The following is a 20,723-nucleotide window of genomic DNA, read 5'->3' as shown; positions in this document are numbered from 1 at the left end:
TGCCAAAGCATCTCCAAACAAATAAAAACCAGCGCGAATATGAAAATAGCTATTCTTGGAGCCGGAAATATGGGATTATCTTTCTCAAAGTCATTTTTAAAATATGAATTGATAAAGCCGGAAAACTTACATTTAATTACAAGAAACGAATCTAAATTCCCTAAAATATTAGAAGAATTTCCTAAGTCGAAAGTTTCTACTTTTAATAATGTTACAGAATTGGATGCAGATTTAATCATTATCGCTGTAAAACCACAGGATTTTCAATATGTTTCGGAAAATTTTCAATTTGCATTGAAAGAAAACCAGATGGTATTATCTATTATGGCCGGAATTAAAATTGAAAAAATTCAGAAATTATTAAATCACCCGTTAGTTGTAAGAGCCATGCCGAACTCTCCTACTCTCTTAGGAATGGGAATTACAGGATATACTTCTGCAAAAGGAATTTCTTTCAGCCAGTTGATCAATATTGAAAGATTATTGAATTCTACGGGCAGATCGGTTTATCTGGAAAATGAAGAGCTCCTAGACGCTGTTACGGCGCTTTCCGGAAGCGGCCCGGCTTACTTTTATTATATTGTAGATGCCATGATCAAGGCCGGAATTGAAATGGGAATCGAAGAAAACCTTTCGAAACTTTTTGTACAGCAAACCATGTTGGGAGCGTATCATCTGATCAATAATTCTGATAAAAACCTTGAGGAATTAATCCAGGATGTTGCGTCAAAGGGGGGAACAACAGAAGCTGCTTTGAAAACTTTTAAAGAAAATAATTTTAAAGAAATTTTGAAAAATGGAATTCTGAACGCTGAAAAACGCGCAAAAGAATTGAATGGGTAAATTATGATAAATGCTTAGATAGACTCAGCATGACATTGCTACAGATTACCATAAAATAACACGGTTAGTATTAGAAATGTTGTGCCAGGCCTGTCGAAGTATCTCATTTTATTAATAAGTTAAACGACCCAACTTCTCAATCTTTTTTCAATAAATCCCTTCATTAAAAATCCTAAACACACTCCGAAAGTATTCAAAATAATATCATCAATTTCAAAAATTCCCATTCTTGTAAAATATTGAAGTGCCTCCACAATGACAATCGTAGATATAAAAGTAAAAAGCAAATTTTCAAAATTCTTAAGCTCGGGGAAAACCCATCCCAAAAAACCGAAGGGAATAAACATCAATACATTCCCAAGAACAATAGTCACAGTAACCTTCCAGGAAACAGCTCCTTTAATGAAATTAATTGTAGAAATAACCGGTTCCACTGTAATAAGATTATCCTCATACTGAAGTCTGCCCATCCCAAGAAACATGAGATATAGCAAAAATAAAGTATATGGAAGAATAAAAATTTTATAAAATTTCTTTAACATCAATTGCAAATTTATTCATTTCAAAAGCATTAAATTTGTGTATTAAAAAAAATTAATGAAATACGTTTTACTTACGCTCATTTCTGCAATGTTGCTATCCGTTTCATGGCCTACGTACGGAGTTCCGTTTTTTATATTTTTTGCCCTTGTTCCGCTTTTGATGATGGAACACGGAATTTCAAAATTTTCAGACTATAAAAGAAAAAGCTGGATGATTTTCGGCCTTTCCTACCTATGCTTTATCATTTGGAACATCGTAACAACAGGCTGGTTATATGGTGCTAAAAATCCCGACGGAAGCCACTCCATATTTGCTGTTGTTTTTCCCGTTTTGGTTAATTCTCTTTTATATTCTCTGGTTTTTCAATGTTATCACTGGTACAAAAATGCACAGGGAACCTATTGGGGATTGGGTTTTTTCATTGTTATCTGGATGAGTTTTGAAAAATTTCATTTAAACTGGGAATTTACATGGCCATGGCTGAATCTTGGAAATGCGTTTTCAGAATATCCAAAACTCATTCAATGGTACGACACATTGGGAGCGACAGGTGGAAGTTTTTGGATTTTATTGATTAATGTACTGATTTTCTATACTGTAAGAATTTGGCAGGCGGGAAGAAAAAGAAAAGATTTAATTAGAAATTCTTCAATTATTATTGGTTTAATTGCAGTCCCGATGGTCATTTCTTTAATGAAACATAATAGCTTTAATGAAAAACCAATCGGAAGTGTAAATATTCTGATGCTTCAGCCCGATCTTGACCCTTATGCTGAAAAATATTCACAGGATAGCTTAACAATTGAAAATGATCTTTTAAGTCTTGCAGAAAGGAATTCAAAAGGTAAAATCGATTATTATATTGCACCGGAAACGGCACTTCCGGGAAGAGGTTCTATCGCTGAGAGAGCTTTTGAGAAGAGTTTGATGTTAAATAATCTTAAAGAATTTTTATCCAGACATCCCGGATCTGTTTTTGCAACAGGAATTTCTTCACATAAGTTTTACACGAACGATACCGATTTACCCAAAGAAGCTTACCAACTCAATCATGAACTTTGGGTAGAAAATTTCAATTCTGCTGTTCAGGTCATCCCGAATCAGAAAGTGGAAGTTTATCATAAAGGGAAATTAGTTCCCGGCGTTGAAATTTTTCCTTACATGAGCTATTTAAAGCCTCTTTTAGGCGATGCAATGCTCAATTTGGGCGGAACTGTTGCTTCTTTAGGAACTGATAAAGAACGGGTTGCTTTTTCCAATCCTTTCAATAAAGGGAAACTAGCTCCTATCATCTGCTATGAAAGCATTTATGGGGAATTTACCACTGATTACGTAAAAAAAGGCGCCAATTTCCTGGCTATCATGACGAATGATTCCTGGTGGGGTGTAACGGAAGGGCACAAGCAGCTTCTATCTTACGCCAAATTAAGAGCCATCGAAACCAGAAGAGAGATTGCGCGTGCCGCCAATAGCGGGATTTCTGCACATATTAATGCAAAGGGCGAGATCCTTGAAAATACATTTTATGGCGACAAAACGGCTTTATTCGCAAAAGTGAATCTGTATGACGGAATGACTTTCTATACGAGATCAGGGGATTTGCTTTCAAGATTTTCAATCTTTGCACTGGGATTTTTATTGTTTTATTTTTTGATTAAATGGTTTCAGAATAAAATGAAGAAGAAATAATCACAGATATACAGAAGATATAAGTAAACTAATAGATATAAAGCCCTATTCCTTCTCATAATTATAAAAACAAACATCTGTGAAATCTGAAGGTTAAACAAAATAAAATCAAATTACAAATCAATAAGTTATTATAAATAATTTCCAAAAGATTTGTCTATCTAAAAAATTCTTCGTTATTTTGCACTCTCAAATATTATAGTACAAATAAGAACATCGAGATATGTCAAGAATTTGCCAAATAACAGGAAAGCGTGCAATGGTTGGTAACAACGTTTCTCACGCTAATAACAAAACGAAGCGTCGTTTTGAAATTAACTTATTGGAGAAGAAGTTTTACCTTCCGGAGCAAGATAAGCACGTAACACTGAAAGTATCAGCTCATGGATTGAGAGTGATTAACAAGATTGGAATCGAGGAGGCTCTGGAAAGAGCTGTAAGAAACGGATTGATTAAAAAGTAATTGAATCATGGCAAAAAAAGGAAACAGAGTTCAAGTAATCCTTGAATGTACAGAGCACAAAGAAAGCGGTATGCCAGGAATGTCCAGATACATTTCTACAAAAAATAAAAAGAACACAACAGAAAGATTGGAATTAAAAAAATACAATCCTGTTCTTAAAAAGGTAACCGTTCATAAAGAAATCAAGTAATTTATAAAATATAATTTACCATGGCAAAGAAAGTAGTAGCAACCCTACAAAGCGGTCAGTCTAAAAAAATGACTAAAGTAGTGAAAATGGTGAAGTCTTCCAAATCAGGAGCTTACGTTTTCGAAGAAAAAGTAATGAATGCAGACGAAGTAGACGGTTATTTGAAAAAATAATCTACACTTTATTTACAATATAAAAAAACTACTCATATTTTGGGTAGTTTTTTTGTTATCTTTGCTTTTATTCTAGCTGGAAATCAGAAGTTAGATGCTGGAAGTAATAATAAAGACTTAATAAGTCTGTAAACTTCAAGCCTTCATTTACCAGCTTCCATCTTTAATTAATAAATTTCGTAATTCATACAATGAGTTGGTTTAAAAATATCTTTAAAAAAGAAGAAAAAGAAACTCTAGATAAAGGATTAGAAAAATCCAGCCAGGGGTTTTTTGAAAAAATCACAAAAGCCGTAGCCGGTAAAAGCAAGGTAGACGACGAAGTTCTGGATGATCTGGAAGAAGTACTTATTGCATCGGATGTCGGCGCATCTACCACCATTAAGATCATAGAAAGAATTGAAGAGCGGGTTGCCAGAGACAAATATGTCAATATAAGTGAGCTTGATAAAATTTTGCGCGAGGAAATTTCCGGATTACTACTGGAAAATCCTCACCGCGGAACCGGAAATATTGACACTTCCAAAAAGCCATACGTCATTATGGTCGTAGGGGTAAACGGTGTGGGGAAAACCACGACTATTGGAAAACTGGCTCATCAGTTTACATCTGAAGGTAAGAAAGTTGTTTTAGGAGCTGCAGATACTTTTAGAGCTGCGGCTGTTGACCAGCTGGTGATTTGGAGCCAGAGAGTTGGAGTTCCTATCGTAAAACAGGAAATGGGTTCCGATCCTGCTTCAGTCGCTTTTGATACAGTACAGAGTGCGGTTGCTCAAAATGCAGATGTTGTGATCATCGATACTGCGGGAAGGCTTCACAATAAAGTTAATCTGATGAATGAGCTTTCAAAGATTAAAAGGGTAATGCAAAAAGTAATTCCTGATGCGCCTCATGAGATTTTACTGGTTCTGGATGGTTCCACAGGGCAGAATGCTTTTGAGCAGGCTAAACAGTTTACAGCCGCAACGGAAGTCAATGCTTTAGCCGTTACAAAACTTGACGGAACAGCAAAAGGAGGTGTTGTCATAGGCATTTCAGATCAGTTTCAGATTCCGGTGAAATATATTGGTGTCGGAGAAAAGATGCAGGATTTGCAATTATTCAATGGTACGGAATTTGTTGATTCGTTTTTCAAGAAAAGATGATTTTAATCATGTTTTCCATATATTAGCAATGTAATTTCATTTAAATATTAACAATAAAAAAATTTGCAACTATGGGAATTTTAACATGGATTATTTTCGGGCTGCTAGCCGGAGCAATCGCAAAACTTATTATGCCGGGCGCCCAGGGAGGTGGATGGCTGATTACTATTATTTTAGGGATTTTAGGCGCCTTCATTGGCGGAGCAATCGGAGTGTATGTCCTTCATTGGGGCGATGTGGATTCTTTCTGGAATTTTAGAAGCTGGATCCTTGCGATCGGTGGCGCTTTAATAATCCTTTGGATCTACGGTATGGCTACTAAGAAAAGTGCTTAACATTAATTATTTAAGACAATAAAATAAGAGGGCGGATTTGAAATCAAATCCGCCCTTCTTGTGTACAATATATAATTTAGTTAATCTTGATCTGGTAAGGCATTTCCATTTTCACTTCAGACTGCAGCTTTCTTTCTTCCATAATCTGTTGCATGGTCTCATAATTTGCCTTTCCTATCTTATTTTTAATGACTCTTGCTGAAATATCATCTTCTTTCAGCCCCTTAAATACCTGCTCAAAAGGGGTCATCCTTTTTGGGTAAGATGAAACTTCGTAAGATTTTAACCCCACTTTTTGTGCTGCAAATTTTACAGCATCATTTAAAGTTCCCAATTCATCCACAAGACCAATCAGTTTTGCTCTTGTACCGCTCCAAACTCTTCCGCCACCGATGGTATCAATCTGGTCAAAAGTCTTTTTCCTGTTCTGCGTTACGAAATGAACGAATCTTTTGTAAGTTCCCTCAACATTTTTTGTAATTACACTTACTCCGTAAGGACTAATTCCGTTCAGGGAAGAGTAATATTTAGAATTGGCATTAGTAGCAACGATTTCGGAATGGATCCCATTTTTATTGGCAATATCCTTAAAGTAAGGAATCACCCCAAAAACACCGATAGATCCGGTAAGCGTATTCGGTTCCGAATAAATTTTATCAGCCGCCATTGCAATATAATACCCTCCAGATGCAGCGTAGTCTCCAAAAGATACAATAAGCGGTTTTTTCTTTTTTAATTGTTGAAGTTCAAATAGAATTTCATCCGAAGCATTTGCACTACCTCCCGGAGAATTAATTCTCAAGACTACAGCTTTCACTTTATCATTTTCCTGAAGTTCCTTGACATATTTAATGTAATTTTCGGCATGAATCTCATTATAATTTTCACCTCCGCTAATGGATCCTGAAGCATACAGAACAGCCACTTTATCTCCTGATTTTTGATCTTCGGAATAGGATGCGATGTATTTTCCTAAAGAAATTTTATTTAGATTTTCTTTTTCTTTTAAGTTTAATTTAGATTTAATTAATTCATCATATTCTGTTTTTTGAATTAATTTATCGGCCAATTTATTCTTTAATCCCAACTCAGGAATCATCCCGTACAAACTATCAACCACGATTCTAAACTGAGCCGTATCAATCTTTCTGGAAGCGGCCATTTTTGATGAAGTATTTTTCCAGATGTCTTTTAGCAGAGTGCTTAATTGTTCTTTATTTTCAGGAGAAATATCATTTCTTAAGAAAGGCTCCACCGCAGATTTGAATTTTCCGTGACGGATAACCTCAATACCGATTCCGTATTTATCTGCAAAATCTTTTAAAAATGTCACTTCCGTTGCAAGACCTTTAAGCTCAATCATCCCCGATGGATTGAGATAATACTGATCCGCAACAGATCCCAGGTAATAAGATGCCTGAGAAACCGTATTTCCGTAAGCATAAACAAATTTTCCGCTCTTTTTAAAATCTGAAATTGCATTTCTAAGATCATCAATCTGGGTAATCCCTGCATTCAGATTATCCGCTTCGATACTTATCCCTTTAATATTATTATCATTTTTCGCCTTGTGAATAGCATCAATAGCATCATAAATCAATATGCTTTTATTCTGCTCGTTAATGGCAAATAGATTTCCCTGCTCTTCCGTAGGGCTGTCTATAATATTTGTTTTTAAATTAATCGTTAATACTGAATTCTTTTTTACTACCACGGATTTATCACTTCCCATCGTACTAAATACAAGCATCATAATAAAAAAGAAGAAAAACACGACACATAATAGGACAATCGCCACTATATTTGCCAGTACATTTTTAAAAAAACTTTTCATAAATCAATCATTTTGTAATATGTCGCAGCATAAGGTAGTTTTGTTACTCGGAAGTAATTTAGGAAATCAAAAAAAAAATCTGGAAACCGCCCTGCAAAAGATCAAAGAGGAGGGAATTGAAATATTACAAATAAGTGAATTTTTGACATCTAAGCCTGTAGAATTTGTCAGTTCCAATATTTTTTGTAATATTGCATCAATAATATCAACAAGTCTTTCACCAATTCAACTACTTGATTTTGTTAAAAGTATTGAATTTGAGATGGGCAGAAATAACGATTCTAAGGTCACTGGCGGATATGCAGACAGGGTTATAGATATAGATATTGTTAAATATAATGAATTAAAGTTTATCTCAGGAAGATTAGAAATCCCTCATAAAAAACATCTTTTTGAAAGGGAGTTCTCAAAAATATTATTAAAAGATTTAATCTGAATAAAACATAAAACATATTGTATGAAATTAGGTTTATTATTATTGGCCACCTTGCCTATTGCAGCTTATGCTCAGGACAGTATCGCTGTTAGTTCTACGAACGAATATCCGAATACTTTCTCATCAGGTTCGGCCAATGTCCAACCTTTCGACAACAAGGCTAGAAGATTTAGAGACTGGTCAATCTCAGTAGGTGGTGGTACCGCTTTAATGGTACACTCGGATCTTACATCGATCTATGATAAAAAGATCAATTGGGGATACAACGCCTATGTGAGTATTGATAAGCAAATCAGTCATGCTTTCGGACTTAGCCTTATTTACCAGAGAGGAGAAACGACACAAAAAGCTCAATTGGATGGAGCTGCAGGTATTGCTGCCGGAGTGGCAGAAGCAAATACAAAGTATAACCAGATTGCTTTAATGGGGGATATCAACTTCTCAAATCTTATGAGAAGAGTAGATAATCATTCTCCATACAGGTGGGCGTTACATGGTTATGCAGGTATTGGTCTAATGAACTTCAACACTTCTTTGCATGATAATAATGAATTCAGATGGAGTACTTCTCCTGCAAGAATTCCGTTATTTATCAATCAGAAGTTGGATATCAGCTCTTTCTATTATCAGATCGGTACTGGTTTGAAGTATAATGTATCCAAGCTTATTGATATTGAAGCAAGAGCAATGTATGTTATCAGTGGTGATGATGAGTTTGATGGTGGAGGAAATGCAGGTCCTGCTGATTACGATCTAAATTCTTCGGTTTCTAAGTATAACATGATCAATAAAAGAAGATCTGATAATATGTTAACGGTAAACTTAGGACTTACATTTAAGTTAGGTAATAAATTATCTCACCTTACATGGCATGATCCTTTACAAGAAGCATATTACAGAACTAATGTTTTGGAAAACAAGGAAACAGATTTTGTAGTTTGCGAAAAAGGTGATAAAGATAATGACGGGGTTTGCGACGATTGGGACAGACAGCTAGATACTCCTGCAGGAGCAAGAGTTGACGGTGCCGGTGTAGCATTAGATATGGATCTTGATGGTGTTATCGACCTTTATGATAAATGTGTAACGGTTCCAGGTCCTGTAGACAATAATGGATGTCCACCAGCTCCAGCTACTGTTTCTACACCTGCAACTGCAGTAGAAGAAGTAAATAAAAATTTTGAAGGTATTGAATTTGAACTGAATAGTGATAAGATTAGATCTCAATCTTTTGGGAAACTTGATCGTGCAGCAGAGGTTATTAAAGGACTAAACTCTAGTGATAAATTCTTAGTAATTGGTGCTACTGATGCAAGAGGTTCAGCTGCTTATAACTTAAAGTTGTCTCAAAGAAGAGCTGATGCTGTTGTAAAATATTTAAATAGCAAAGGAGTTTCTTCTGGTATGCTTATCGCAGAGGGAAGAGGGAAAAATGACCTTAAATACCCTGAGTGTGATCCAGCTTCCAAATGCTCTGAAGAAAAAAATGAAGCAAACAGAAGAGTTTACTTCCAAGCAAAATAAAATCATTTAATTAACTAAATAAAAATACACTATGAAATTAAGTTTAGCAATTGTTGCATTAGCATTAGCTGTTCCTACAGTAGGCTTTGCACAAGACTCAACTGCAGTAGCTTCAAACGGAGAATATCCAAATACATTCTCTTCGGGCTCTGCTAATGTTTCCCCCTTTACAAATAAATCTAAAAGATTCAATGATTGGTCTATTTCAGCTGGTGCCGGTGTACCATTAGTTCAATCTGCAGACTTAACATCTATAAAAAACGGTAATGGTAAAAACCTTTTTGGATATTCTGCTTACGTAAGTATTGATAAGGCCATTACTCATGCTTTTGGTATTAATTTACAATATGACAGAGGGGAAACAAGACAGGGATGGTTCAACACCAAAAATGCCGCACCTACAGATGCTTCAAAATATCAGCAAATAGGGGCTAGAACTCAATATGATGCGATCTCAATTTTAGGGGACATCAACTTCTCAAATTTATTAAGAAGAGTTGACAACCATTCTCCATACAGATGGGCATTACACGGATATGCCGGTGTTGGGACTCTCGCATATAGAGCATATCAAAAAGATGAAACAGGTGAAAGAATGGTAACTGAAGTTAAGCCTTTCAAGCTTGTATCTTTGTTTGCTCAGGCTGGTGCAGGTCTTAAATTTAAAGTTAATAGAAGACTTGACATTGAAGGTAGAGTAATGTATGTAATGACTGGTGACGATGAATTCGATGGTGGAGGTTCTCAATACAGCGATATCAACCAACGTGAAGAGCAGGTTTCTGACAACTTCTTCAATGCAACTTTAGGGGTTTCTCTAAAATTAGGAAAACACGAGTCTCACTTAATGTGGCATGATCCACTTCAGGAAATCTATTACAAGCTAGATGTATTGGCTACTAAAAACCAGGATATCGAAGTTTGTAAAAAAGGAGATCTTGATAATGATGGTGTTTGTGATGATTGGGACAGACAGCTTGATACTCCTGCAGGTGCAAGAGTTGATGGTGCTGGTGTTGCTCTTGATACTGACCTTGATGGCGTAATTGACCTTAATGATAAGTGTGTAACTGTTCCTGGCCCTGTAGAAAACCAAGGTTGCCCTACTACAACTACTCCTATAAGCGGACCTGTTGTAGAAACAGAAACTAAGCTAGACGGAATTGAATTTGATCTGAACTCGGACAGAATTTTACCTTCTAACACACCTATCCTTAACAACGCTGTTAATTATATTAACTCTTCAAGCGGTTCTTATAACGTAATCGGAGCTACAGATACAAGAGCTTCTGATGCTTATAATCAAAAATTATCTGAAAGAAGAGCTAACAACGTTAAGAGCTATTTAATCCAAAACGGTGTTCAGTCTGGCAAATTAAATGCAATCGGTAGAGGTGAAAAAGACCTTAAATACCCTGAGTGTGATCCTGCTACTAAATGTCCTGAATGGAAAAACAGAGCAAACAGAAGAGTTTACTTTGAAGCTAAATAATAAACTTATTAGTAAATTATATCAAAGCCATGCTAAGCGTGGCTTTTTTTATTATATTACATTCATTATATTTATCCTATGATTTCGCAGCAGGACTTCCAAGAATTAAAATTTAAAACCTTAAAATTTTTTTGGGGTTATCATACCTTTCGTGATTCTCAGGAAGCAATTATAGATTCCGTGATCAATGAGAAAGACACCCTTGTACTATTGCCCACGGGTGCTGGAAAATCACTTTGCTATCAGCTCCCTGCTTTATTGAAAGAGGGAACCTGCCTTGTTATCTCTCCACTTTTAGCATTAATGAAAGATCAGGTAAACCAGCTGAAGTCAAGAGGTATAGAAGCTGAATATTTATCTTCCGAATTAGATGAATATGACGCTGAAACAATATATGACCGTTGTAAGGAAGGCTTAATAAAAATACTATATATTTCCCCTGAAAGGCTTACTAATAAACAATTTCTGCAAAATATTGAAGAAATCCAGCTTTCGTTTATAGCGGTGGATGAAGCACATTGCATATCAGAATGGGGCCAGGACTTCAGGCCAAGCTATCAAAATATAAAAGAATTTAGAAGAAATAATCCTAAAATTTCCTGCCTGGCATTAACAGCTACGGCAACTCCAAAAGTTTTAGAAGAAATAAAACTTAAACTCGAGCTCAAAAACCCGAACATTTTTCAAAAAAGCTTCAAAAGAAATAATATTAAAATTTTTACAGAAGAGGTTTCGGACAAGTTTCAAAAGATTTTTGATATTTTAAAATATACTAATGAAGCCGGGATTGTCTATGTAAGGACAAGAAAGGAAGCCGAACAGCTAACTGAGTTTTTACAAAAGAATCAATTGAATAATGTGGATTTTTTTCATGCGGGATTAACTCCAAAAGAAAAAAACGCTAAACAATCTATTTGGAATAATGGTGATAAAAATGTTCTGATCTCAACAAACGCTTTTGGGATGGGGATTGACAAAGATAATGTACGCTTTGTAATTCATTATTCTCCTTCTCCTTCAATTGAAAATTATTATCAAGAAATCGGGCGATCCGGTAGAGATGGAAAAGACAGTTTTGCATTTATGTTGTGGAATAAGCAGGAAATTTCGAATTTTGATCAGATCCTAAAAAATCAAATTCCAAATAAGGCAGAATTTTTAAAAATTATTACCCATCTTTACTCTATCTTCCAGGTTGCAGAATTTGAATTGCCGGAAAAGGTCTTTCAGATCAATCTCAATGGCATCCAAAGTTTCACAAAATTATCTATTGCTAAGATTAAAAACGTCCTAAATTTTCTTCATAATCAGGAAATCATTTATTATAATGATAACAAGAGTCTGTCTTCTTTACAGCTTTTGATGCAGTCAGACGAAATTGATCAATTACCTCAGAAAGATGCCTATTTTATTGAGCTTATGCTTCGTACAATTTCGGGAATTACTACGCATAAAGTAATGTTTAATGAGCAGCAGGTCAGTAATAAAATTGGTGTAAGCATACATCTGATCAAAGAAAGACTGAAGGAACTTCAGCAGAAAAATTATCTTGAATATGTTGACGGAGCTTTGTCAAGCGTAAAGTTTTTAAAACCCAGAGATGAAAGAGTCAGCAGCACCATTTACTGGAAGCTATTTGAACATATTCAAAAGAATAAAATTCAGAAATGGGAAGAAATGAAGTTTTATATTGAAGATAATCAATATTGTAAAATGAAGCTGATTCTTGCCTATTTTGGAGAAAAAAATTCTAAAAATTGCGGCCAATGCTCGGTCTGTGAAAAAAATAAGCAATCAATTTTTGGCAAAAATATTTCCGGGCAGATCATTAATCTATTAGCACAAAAACCGGCTACGATCGAGGAGCTTTCTATACAGCTCAGCTATCATTCGAAGGAAAACATCCTTGAAAACTTGATTTTTTTATTAGATTCAGGAAAAGTAAAAATGATGAATTTTAGAACTTATATGCTGGCATGAGTAGAATGAGTAATAAGTGATAATAATTTTTAATTTTTAAATCTTAAATCCTTTACCAAACCCCTTATCTTTGTAAAATGAAATCATTGAAAGTAGTTTTTTTAGGAACTCCAGAGTTTGCGAAAACTTCATTAGAGACCATTCATAAGTCTCATCATCAGGTAGTGGGCGTTGTAACGGTTGCCGACAAAGCGAGCGGACGCGGACAAAAAATCAGTCAGTCTCCCGTAAAGATATTTGCTGCAGAAAATAACATCCCAGTTTTTCAGCCTGAAAAATTAAGAAATCCAGAATTTTTAGAAGATTTAAGAAAGCTGGATGCCGATGTATTTGTAGTGGTAGCATTCAGAATGATGCCTAAAATTCTTTTTGAAATGCCTAAAATAGGTACTTTCAACCTTCATGCTTCATTACTTCCGGATTACAGGGGAGCAGCTCCGATCAATTATGCCATTATTAACGGTGAAGAAAAATCCGGGGCAACAACATTCTTTATCAATGAAAAAATTGATGAAGGAAATATTTTATTACAGGAAGAAATTCCGGTTCTGAAAAATGAAAATGCGGGAAGCCTCCATGATCGACTGATGGAAATGGGAGCAAAATTAGTGGTAAAAACTTTGGATGGACTTGCAGAAAATTCAATTACAGAAAAGCCTCAGCCACAGGTGGAGCATCCTAAAAATGCTTATAAAATCTTTAAAGAAGATACAAAAATCGACTGGTCAAAAACTTCAAAGGAAATTCATCAGTTTATTTTGGGAATGTCACCTTATCCTGCAGCTTTTACTACTTTAAAAATTGGGGAAGAAGAAAAAGGATTAAAAATATTTGGCGGAAAGTTTGAGCTTTCAAATCATGGAAAACGAGCCGGAACATTGGATATTTCCAAAAATGATTTTAAAATTTATACAAAAGACGGTATATATTTTCCTTTAGAACTGCAATTGGAAGGAAAGAAAAGAATGAATATCAAAGATTTCTTGAACGGCTTCAGAAATTTTGATGAAATAAAAATGGCTTAAAAAAACCTTCAAAGTTTTTGAAACTTTGAAGGTTTCCTTATAATTAAAGCTGAACCATTTCCGTCACCTCAACATCGTATCCTCCAACCTGAGGCTTGATATTCGGGTTTTGAGTGATTACTTTAAATTTATTAATTCCAAGATTTTTCAGAATCTGTGTTCCGATTCCGTAATCCCTGTAGTTATAAGCCAATGTAGGATGCTGCTCCTGACCGTCCTGATAATTGATGAACTGCTGTAATTTTCTTAAGGTATTTTCAGAATTTGAAACGTTATTAATAAAAATAATGGCTCCTTTTCCTGCCTCATTTACCATATTAGTTACTTTTTCCAATAAAGGTTTCTCACCATTGTTCAGCCTTGTTAATACATCAAAATAAGAATCTGAAGACTGTACCCTTACCAAAACCGGCTCATCGACAGTCCAGCTTCCTTTCGTTAAAGCAAAATGGATCTGTTCATTAGAAGTTTCTCTGAAAGCATAGAAATCATAATCTCCGTAAGCGGTTTTTACCTTTCTTTCTTCAATTCTTTCAATAAGATTTCCTTTTTTAAGCTGGTAGTGGATCAGATCTTCGATTGAAACGATCTTCATATTGTGCTTCTGAGCGAAAGCATATAATTCCGGAAGCCTTGACATGGTACCGTCCTCATTCATAATTTCACAGATTACTCCGCCTTCTTTTAATCCTGCCAGGCAAGTAAGATCAATTGCTGCTTCCGTATGCCCTGCTCTTTTTAAAACACCTCCTTTTTTGGCACGAAGCGGGAAAATGTGTCCTGGTCTCATGAAATCAGTCGGTTTTGACTTTTCATCCATTAAAGCTAAAATTGTTTTTGCTCTATCTGCCGCAGAAATCCCTGTAGAGGTTCCGTTTCCAAGAAGATCAACTGACACTGTAAAAGCAGTTTCTTTCGGATCACTGCTTCTGCTTACCATAACTTCCAGCCCAAGCTCGTCGCATCTTTTTTCAGGAAGCGGCATACAGATCAACCCTCTTCCGTGAAGCGCCATAAAGTTGATGATTTCTGGTGTTGTAAGCTCAGCAGCACAAAGAAAATCGCCTTCATTTTCTCTGTCTTCATCATCCACTACTATTATTATTTTACCATTTTTAAGGTCTTCAATTGCCTCTGGAATAGTATTTAATTTAATATCTGACATTTTTACTTTTTAATTTTGTGCAAAGATACTTATAAAATAAGCATCTCCCAATAATATGATTGTTTGTTAGACTTTGAATATGGAGTCTTTGGCATTTTTAAAAATCTCATAAGACTTTAATCTTTTTTGATGATCGTAAATATGAGAATTAATAATAAATTCATCAACATTGAATGCTGACTGAAAATTTTTCAGTTTTTCTTCAATTTCTGCCTGATCACCAATCAATGTATATTTTAACTTCTGCAAAACCATTGTTTTCTCCATCGGAGACCAAATGTCGTCCATATCATCCACCGGCGGTGCAAAAGGTTTCCTGTCATTTCTTACAATATTAATGAAAGCTTGGAACAAAGTCGTAGAAATTCTGTGAGCTTCTTCCGAAGTTATCGCTGCAATTCCGTTGATACAGACAATAATATAAGGCTTATCCAAATATTTCGAAGGCTCAAAATTCTGCCTATAGATATTGAATGCCATTTCCATCTGCTCAGGAGCAAAATGTGCCGCAAAAGCGTACGGAAGGCCTAGCTCAGCAGCCAAAAATGCACTGTCTGTACTGGAACCTAAAATATATAACGGAATATCTAATCCTTCTCCAGGAATTGCACGTACTAACGCGTTTGAATTTTCTTTGGAGAAATATTTTTGTAATTCTAAGATTTGTCTAGGAAATTGTTCGTTAATAATCGCAGGATTTCTACCCAAAGCCTGAGCCGTCAAACCATCTGTTCCGGGTGCCCTTCCCAGTCCAAGATCTATTCTTCCGGGAAAAAGTGACTCCAAAGTCCCGAATTGTTCGGCAATGACTAACGAACTGTGGTTCGGAAGCATGATTCCCCCGGAACCTACTCTTATTTTTTTTGTTCCGTTAGCGATAAAGCCAATCAGAACCGAAGTTGCAGAACTGGCAATGCTTTCCATATTGTGATGCTCGGCTAGCCAGAATCTTTTATAATCTAAACTTTCAGTGTGGTTTGCTAAAGATAAACTGTCCTGAAATGTATCGTAAATGCTTTTCTCCTGCTTTACGGGCGCAAGATCAAGCACCGATATTTCAAAATTTTTCATATTTTAAATTTTAAGTTTAAAAACCATGACAAATTTAAAACATATAAACCGCATTAGTTACTTTTTGTAATTGATAAGATGGATCGATTAATTCAGAGAAAAACTATTAGAGTTTTGATTTTAAATTTTTATTTTCTTCTTGTAGTTTTTCTATTTTTTTTTTCAGTAATGTGATATAATCCTGTAGATTATCAAGAATTGAGTTTGGAATGCTGAAATATTGATTATAATTTCCAGAATTATCATTAAAGATAGAACTAACGACATTAACGATTGGAAAAAATAATACGTGAAAAAAACTGGCATGACCGCAATTCTTAGATGAAAATGCGACCGAACCAAACAATCACAATATCAACGTTTTTCTCACAACTTTTCTTTTGGATTCAAAAGGGATGATTATTAAGAAAAAAATCTCACAAGAAGAATTAGAAAAATTATTTCCACAAAATTTACACTAAAATTATTTCCCTTTTTCCTTCAAATAATTAAAATGGTTAATCAAAATTCTTATTTCATTGAACTCAAAGTCACTCGGCAGGATATTTTTCCATTCCGTTAAAGTTTCTTTAGGATCTTTGTAGAAAACTTCTTCAAAAATCTTGATTTTATCGGAAGTGATCACTCTTGAAATATCCAGCAGGCCCTGCTCGGCAAATTTTGCCAGGTGGCCAATCACCGTTTCCTTAACCAGGCCTCTTTCCAATGCAATTTCCGCAATCGTTTTTCCTTGTTCAAATAATTGAAAGGTCAACACCTGGGACGGAACTTTTGCAATTTTCATGCTAATTTCCTTATCATTTTTTTCGTCTAAAAGCTTCGTTTCTAATAAATGAATCTCTTTCAGGCTATTTAAATACTCTTCAATATCTTCAAGCCACACCCGGAATTCTTCATTATACTGCTTTAAACCTTTTGTACCTTTAATTTCAGCATAAAATTCTTTCAAAGGGTTAAAAACTTTATCCCGGATTTCAGTAAAAAAGAAATTAACCGCACCTTTCGTTTTGCTTTCAATTTCAGACCACTCTTCTTTTTGATCAATAAAATTATTAACCTTTTGAGAAATTACCCTTTCTAATTTTTCAAAGATTTTCCCAAGATTGACAATTTCTGGTTTCAGCTGGTGATAAAGCTGATTGGTTTTTAAATGATCAATGCTTTTCGTGATTACAGATAACTTATTCCACTCCTCCACTTCATTCAGAAGCCACTGACAATCAATGTTACGAAGGACTTTCTTGATGCTGTAATCGTATTTTTCTTTGTTTAAAATATTTTCAATGTGGTCATTTGCATTGGTATCCGTATGAAAATGAAGAATCCTGTTATCTTTAAAAATAACTTCAGGCGTAATTTTGGATTTTAAAACAATGCCTTCCAACGTTCTGCAACGCGACAAAGCAACATAAACCTGCCCCGCCGTGAAACTTTTCCCTGCATCGATGATTACTTTATCAAACGTAAGCCCCTGGCTTTTATGAATGGTAACCGCCCAAGCAAGCTTTATCGGGAACTGCTCAAAACTTCCCAGAACTTCCTCCTTAATATTTTTTTCATGATCCAGGAAATATTTTTTTTGTTCCCAGACTTCACGTTTTACAGTAATTTCACGATGACTTCCGTCTAGAATGACTTTGATTTCATTTTCATCCAGCGTTGAAATTTCGCCTAATTTTCCGTTAAAATATTTCTTTTCCCCGGAAATATCATTTCGGATAAACATGATCTGGGCCCCGATTTTCAGTTCTAAAAACTGCTCGTTCGGGAACTGATTTTCTTTGAATTCGCCGAAAAGCTTAGCTTCATAGCTTCTGGCCTCCGTTTTTATTTCGGCTAATTTTTCCTGATTGATATCGTCCGCCATTTTGTTGTGCGAGCATAGATAAACATAGGGTTCATCACCCATTTCAAAATCCGGATCATATCTTTCATTGAGATGGTTAAAATCAATATTGGCAACATCACCGTCACGGATGGCATTTAAAATCTCTAAGAATTCCTGATCGGTCTGGCGGTAGACTTTCGTCAGTTCAATCGTAATTAAAGGAATTTCTTTGATGGCTAAGCTGTCGAAAAAGAAAGGTGAATTATAATACATTTTAAGAATATGCTCATCCCTTACCACCGGCGGAAGCTGGTACAGATCACCGATGAAAAGCATCTGAACCCCACCAAAACGCTGATTATTCCTTCGGATAAACCGCAACGAAAAATCCATCATATCCAGAACATCCGCACGCAGCATGGAAACCTCATCAATGATGATAATTTCGACTTCCCTTAAAAGCTTAAGCTTATCTTTTCGGTATTTGAAATGAGGCATCAGATCGGCAATATTATTGGCCAGGCTGGTATCTATCCTTTCAGTAGTCGGCAAAAAGGTCCTCAGGGGAAGCCCAAACATTGAGTGAATGGTTACACCCCCTGCATTAATTGCAGCAATCCCCGTCGGCGCCACTACAATATGCTTTTTGTGTGTCCGTTTTACAAAATCATTGAGGAAAGTAGTTTTTCCCGTTCCTGCTTTACCCGTTAAAAATACGCTTCTGCTGGTATGTTCTATTAAGTCAAAAAAATGATTGTTCATCGCCGTCAAAATTACGGAAAATGAATTTGATTTCTTTATCTTGGCATAACTTTTGAAAATTCTTGCACAGAAAAAAAGCTATATGAAAAATATATTCTTTCAGATACCTTCTTTAGCATTATTTGCTTCATTAACGATAATTTCATGTAATACAACTCAAAAAGCGGATGCCAATTTACCAAAAGACATTTCGGAAAGGCCTGCCGATGAAAACAGCCAGAAATATGACCAGGCACAATTAGACAAAATAAAAGCCTCCATTGAATCTGAAATTGCTAAAGAAAAATGTACCGATGCCAATGAATGGACCTTTGCTCCAATGGGTGCAAAAGCATGTGGTGGACCTCAGTTATATATTGCTTACCCTAAAAAAATGGAAGCGGCTCTTTTACCAAAAATTAATGATTATACAGAAAAAGTAAAAGCATTTAACCAAAAATACAATATCGTATCCGATTGTATGATGATTATGCCACCTACTTCTATAAAGTGTAAAGACGGAAAAGCAGAACTGGTGAACGGGTAATAATGAATGGTGAATTTTGCTGAGCAAGTGAATTTTTACAGTTAAAAAATTGACAATAAAATTAATTGACTTGCGCAGCAAAATTCACCATTGACATTAAATATGCTTCACATTCTCCTTATACCAGGAAGAATATTTTACATAATTATCAGCAATCCTGTTCACCTCGCCTTCTAAAAGCTGAGCATTAATATCTTTAATTTTTCTTGCCGGCACACCACCCCAGACTTCCCCGGATTTTATGTGAGTCCCTTGCGTTACCACAGAACCGGCACCTACAATAGAATTTTCTTCCACAAGGCAAGCATCCATCACAATAGCTCCCATCCCGATCAGAACATTATCCTGAATCGTGCAGCCGTGAACAATAGCATTATGGCCAATAGAAACATTATTCCCTATATTCAAAGGGTGTTTCTGATAGGTACAGTGCAGCATCGCATTATCCTGAACATTAACCTTATCTCCCATTTTGATGTAATGAACATCCCCCCTGATCACCGCATTATACCAGATGCTGCAGTCTTTTCCCATGGTAACATCACCAATAATGACAGCTGTTTCAGCTAAAAATATATTTTCTCCTATTTGTGGTGTCTTTCCTAAAAGTTCTTTTACTAATGCCATATTTTTAGTTTGATAAATTTGATAATTAGCTAATTTGAAAATTAAATTTTATATCATATAATTTAAAATGATACTGATAGCAAAAATCTAACTTCTAATCTCCAGCTTCTAACTTCTAATTCCGTATTTTTGTATCTCAAATTTAACGAAAAAATGCGTACAATACTTATAGAACCAACCGAAAACCCGAAAGTGATGAAATTTGTTGCGGATTACAACCTGATCCCGGGATCTTTGGAGTTGGACAGAGATTCAGATATTTCAGAAATCCCTTTGGCTCAGGAGCTGTTTAATTATCCGTTTGTAGAAAGAGTTTTCATTACGGCTAATTTTGTAGCAGTTGCCAAGCAGGACACCGTAGAATGGGAACATGTAGCGGAAAGCCTGAAAAATGTGATCGAGGACGAGCTATTGGCCAACCCAAGAATTTATCTTCAGAAGAAAAAGGAAATGTACCAGATCTATGCTGAAATGACTCCCAACCCTAATGTGATGAAGTTCGTTTCAAACAAATTGCTGCTCGAAGGTTTTGTAGAAGTAAAATCCAGAGATAAAGCAGATGGTGTTCCTTTGGCTCAGGCTATTTTCAAGGAGTTCGATTTTGCGAATGAAGTTTTTATTTCTGATAATTTTGTGGCAGTGACAAGAGACAATTCTGTAGAATGGCATCAGGTAATGATGGCTGTTCGTGCTTTAATTGCCGATTACCTTCAGAATGGAGGAGAAATTTCAAATCTTGAGCCTCAGAAGCACGAAAATCCTGTAGAGAAGATCATTAACAGAGATTATACAGACGATGAACAAAAAATTTCTGACATATTAAATGAATACGTTGCTCCAGCTGTAGAAAATGATGGAGGAAAAATCTCTTTAATGGAATATGTCCAGGAAAGCAAAACTGCAAGAATGCTGTTACAAGGTGCATGTTCAGGATGCCCAAGCTCTACAGCCACGCTGAAAAACGGAATTGAAAATATTTTAAAGCAATTCGTTCCGGATCTTGTGGAACGTGTGGAAGCTGTCAACGGATAAACATGAACAATGAGTAATGGGCAATCAGCAATAATTACTC

The 20,723-nt window shown here is 35.6% G+C and carries 20 protein-coding genes; 14 read left to right on the top strand and 6 right to left on the bottom strand.

The window, feature by feature from the left end; translation table 11 throughout:
* Window positions 1-39 precede the first annotated feature (39 nt).
* Window positions 40-843 (top strand): pyrroline-5-carboxylate reductase, encoded by an 804-nt coding sequence (proC, locus tag BW926_RS05280; RefSeq protein ID WP_076444877.1) that lies wholly within the window; start codon window positions 40-42, stop codon window positions 841-843.
* A 119-nt stretch (window positions 844-962) separates the two neighbouring features.
* Here proC and BW926_RS05275 read toward each other — a convergent pair whose 3' ends face one another.
* A complete protein-coding gene (locus BW926_RS05275; RefSeq protein ID WP_076444875.1) occupies window positions 963-1,385 on the bottom strand; it encodes a VanZ family protein in 423 nt (140 codons plus the stop codon).
* A 55-nt stretch (window positions 1,386-1,440) separates the two neighbouring features.
* On the opposite strand from BW926_RS05275, the gene lnt reads away from it, so the two are divergent.
* The 6 genes from lnt (at window position 1,441) to BW926_RS05245 (ending at window position 5,381) form a co-directional block, all read left to right on the top strand.
* The gene (lnt, locus tag BW926_RS05270) at window positions 1,441-3,075 is read left to right on the top strand and encodes an apolipoprotein N-acyltransferase (protein ID WP_076444873.1); all 1,635 of its coding nucleotides are present in this window, start codon (window positions 1,441-1,443) and stop codon (window positions 3,073-3,075) included.
* Window positions 3,076-3,298: 223 nt separating this feature from the next.
* On the top strand, window positions 3,299-3,538 hold the full coding sequence (gene rpmB, locus BW926_RS05265; protein WP_007841810.1) for a 50S ribosomal protein L28: 240 nt from the start codon (window positions 3,299-3,301) through the stop codon (window positions 3,536-3,538).
* Between the two features lie 7 nt (window positions 3,539-3,545).
* Window positions 3,546-3,728 carry a 50S ribosomal protein L33 gene (rpmG, locus tag BW926_RS05260; protein ID WP_027379950.1) on the top strand — a complete coding sequence of 61 codons (183 nt, stop codon included), beginning with the start codon at window positions 3,546-3,548 and terminating at the stop codon, window positions 3,726-3,728.
* A 20-nt stretch (window positions 3,729-3,748) separates the two neighbouring features.
* A complete protein-coding gene (locus tag BW926_RS05255; protein WP_002976755.1) occupies window positions 3,749-3,901 on the top strand; it encodes a DUF4295 domain-containing protein in 153 nt (50 codons plus the stop codon).
* Window positions 3,902-4,092: 191 nt separating this feature from the next.
* Complete coding sequence (gene ftsY, locus BW926_RS05250; RefSeq protein ID WP_076444871.1) at window positions 4,093-5,046, top strand: signal recognition particle-docking protein FtsY; 954 nt, start codon at window positions 4,093-4,095, stop codon at window positions 5,044-5,046.
* 71 nt (window positions 5,047-5,117) lie between these two features.
* Complete coding sequence (locus BW926_RS05245) at window positions 5,118-5,381, top strand: GlsB/YeaQ/YmgE family stress response membrane protein (RefSeq protein ID WP_076444869.1); 264 nt, start codon at window positions 5,118-5,120, stop codon at window positions 5,379-5,381.
* 76 nt (window positions 5,382-5,457) lie between these two features.
* On the opposite strand, the gene sppA is transcribed toward BW926_RS05245, so the two are convergent.
* Entirely contained in the window at window positions 5,458-7,215 is a 1,758-nt protein-coding gene (gene sppA / locus BW926_RS05240) for a signal peptide peptidase SppA (RefSeq protein WP_076444867.1), read from the bottom strand.
* Between the two features lie 19 nt (window positions 7,216-7,234).
* Here sppA and folK point away from each other — a divergent pair, with 19 nt between their 5' ends.
* The 5 genes from folK (at window position 7,235) to fmt (ending at window position 13,672) form a co-directional block, all read left to right on the top strand.
* On the top strand, window positions 7,235-7,651 hold the full coding sequence (folK, locus tag BW926_RS14165; RefSeq protein WP_076444865.1) for a 2-amino-4-hydroxy-6-hydroxymethyldihydropteridine diphosphokinase: 417 nt from the start codon (window positions 7,235-7,237) through the stop codon (window positions 7,649-7,651).
* A gap of 21 nt (window positions 7,652-7,672) precedes the next feature.
* Window positions 7,673-9,175 carry an OmpA family protein gene (locus BW926_RS05230; protein ID WP_076444863.1) on the top strand — a complete coding sequence of 501 codons (1,503 nt, stop codon included), beginning with the start codon at window positions 7,673-7,675 and terminating at the stop codon, window positions 9,173-9,175.
* A gap of 31 nt (window positions 9,176-9,206) precedes the next feature.
* Window positions 9,207-10,667, top strand: a complete 1,461-nt coding sequence (locus BW926_RS05225) for an OmpA family protein (RefSeq protein ID WP_076444861.1) — start codon at window positions 9,207-9,209, stop codon at window positions 10,665-10,667.
* Between the two features lie 78 nt (window positions 10,668-10,745).
* Window positions 10,746-12,647 carry a RecQ family ATP-dependent DNA helicase gene (locus BW926_RS05220; RefSeq protein ID WP_076444859.1) on the top strand — a complete coding sequence of 634 codons (1,902 nt, stop codon included), beginning with the start codon at window positions 10,746-10,748 and terminating at the stop codon, window positions 12,645-12,647.
* Between the two features lie 77 nt (window positions 12,648-12,724).
* Window positions 12,725-13,672 (top strand): methionyl-tRNA formyltransferase, encoded by a 948-nt coding sequence (gene fmt, locus BW926_RS05215; RefSeq protein WP_076444857.1) that lies wholly within the window; start codon window positions 12,725-12,727, stop codon window positions 13,670-13,672.
* Between the two features lie 43 nt (window positions 13,673-13,715).
* On the opposite strand, the gene ribB is transcribed toward fmt, so the two are convergent.
* From ribB to BW926_RS05200, 3 genes are all read right to left on the bottom strand, one after another.
* Complete coding sequence (gene ribB / locus BW926_RS05210; RefSeq protein WP_076444855.1) at window positions 13,716-14,837, bottom strand: 3,4-dihydroxy-2-butanone-4-phosphate synthase; 1,122 nt, start codon at window positions 14,835-14,837, stop codon at window positions 13,716-13,718.
* A gap of 66 nt (window positions 14,838-14,903) precedes the next feature.
* Window positions 14,904-15,908, bottom strand: a complete 1,005-nt coding sequence (locus tag BW926_RS05205) for an LLM class flavin-dependent oxidoreductase (RefSeq protein ID WP_076444853.1) — start codon at window positions 15,906-15,908, stop codon at window positions 14,904-14,906.
* Window positions 15,909-16,371: 463 nt separating this feature from the next.
* Window positions 16,372-18,498: a helix-turn-helix domain-containing protein gene (locus BW926_RS05200; RefSeq protein WP_076444851.1), complete on the bottom strand. Its 2,127-nt coding sequence runs from the start codon at window positions 18,496-18,498 to the stop codon at window positions 16,372-16,374.
* A gap of 82 nt (window positions 18,499-18,580) precedes the next feature.
* Between BW926_RS05200 and BW926_RS05195 the strand changes: the two genes are divergently transcribed.
* The gene (locus BW926_RS05195) at window positions 18,581-19,024 is read left to right on the top strand and encodes a hypothetical protein (protein ID WP_076444917.1); all 444 of its coding nucleotides are present in this window, start codon (window positions 18,581-18,583) and stop codon (window positions 19,022-19,024) included.
* A gap of 96 nt (window positions 19,025-19,120) precedes the next feature.
* Here BW926_RS05195 and BW926_RS05190 read toward each other — a convergent pair whose 3' ends face one another.
* The gene (locus BW926_RS05190) at window positions 19,121-19,651 is read right to left on the bottom strand and encodes a gamma carbonic anhydrase family protein (RefSeq protein ID WP_076444849.1); all 531 of its coding nucleotides are present in this window, start codon (window positions 19,649-19,651) and stop codon (window positions 19,121-19,123) included.
* 153 nt (window positions 19,652-19,804) lie between these two features.
* On the opposite strand from BW926_RS05190, the gene BW926_RS05185 reads away from it, so the two are divergent.
* Window positions 19,805-20,683, top strand: coding sequence for a NifU family protein (locus BW926_RS05185; RefSeq protein WP_076444847.1), 879 nt, complete (start codon window positions 19,805-19,807; stop codon window positions 20,681-20,683).
* The last annotated feature ends 40 nt before the right edge of the window (window positions 20,684-20,723 follow it).

The sequence above is a fragment of the Chryseobacterium sp. RU37D genome (genome assembly GCF_900156075.1).
Classification (GTDB): Bacteria; Bacteroidota; Bacteroidia; order Flavobacteriales; family Weeksellaceae; genus Chryseobacterium.
Note: the sequence above shows the minus strand (reverse complement) of the source record. Positions and strands in the feature narration are given on the sequence as shown.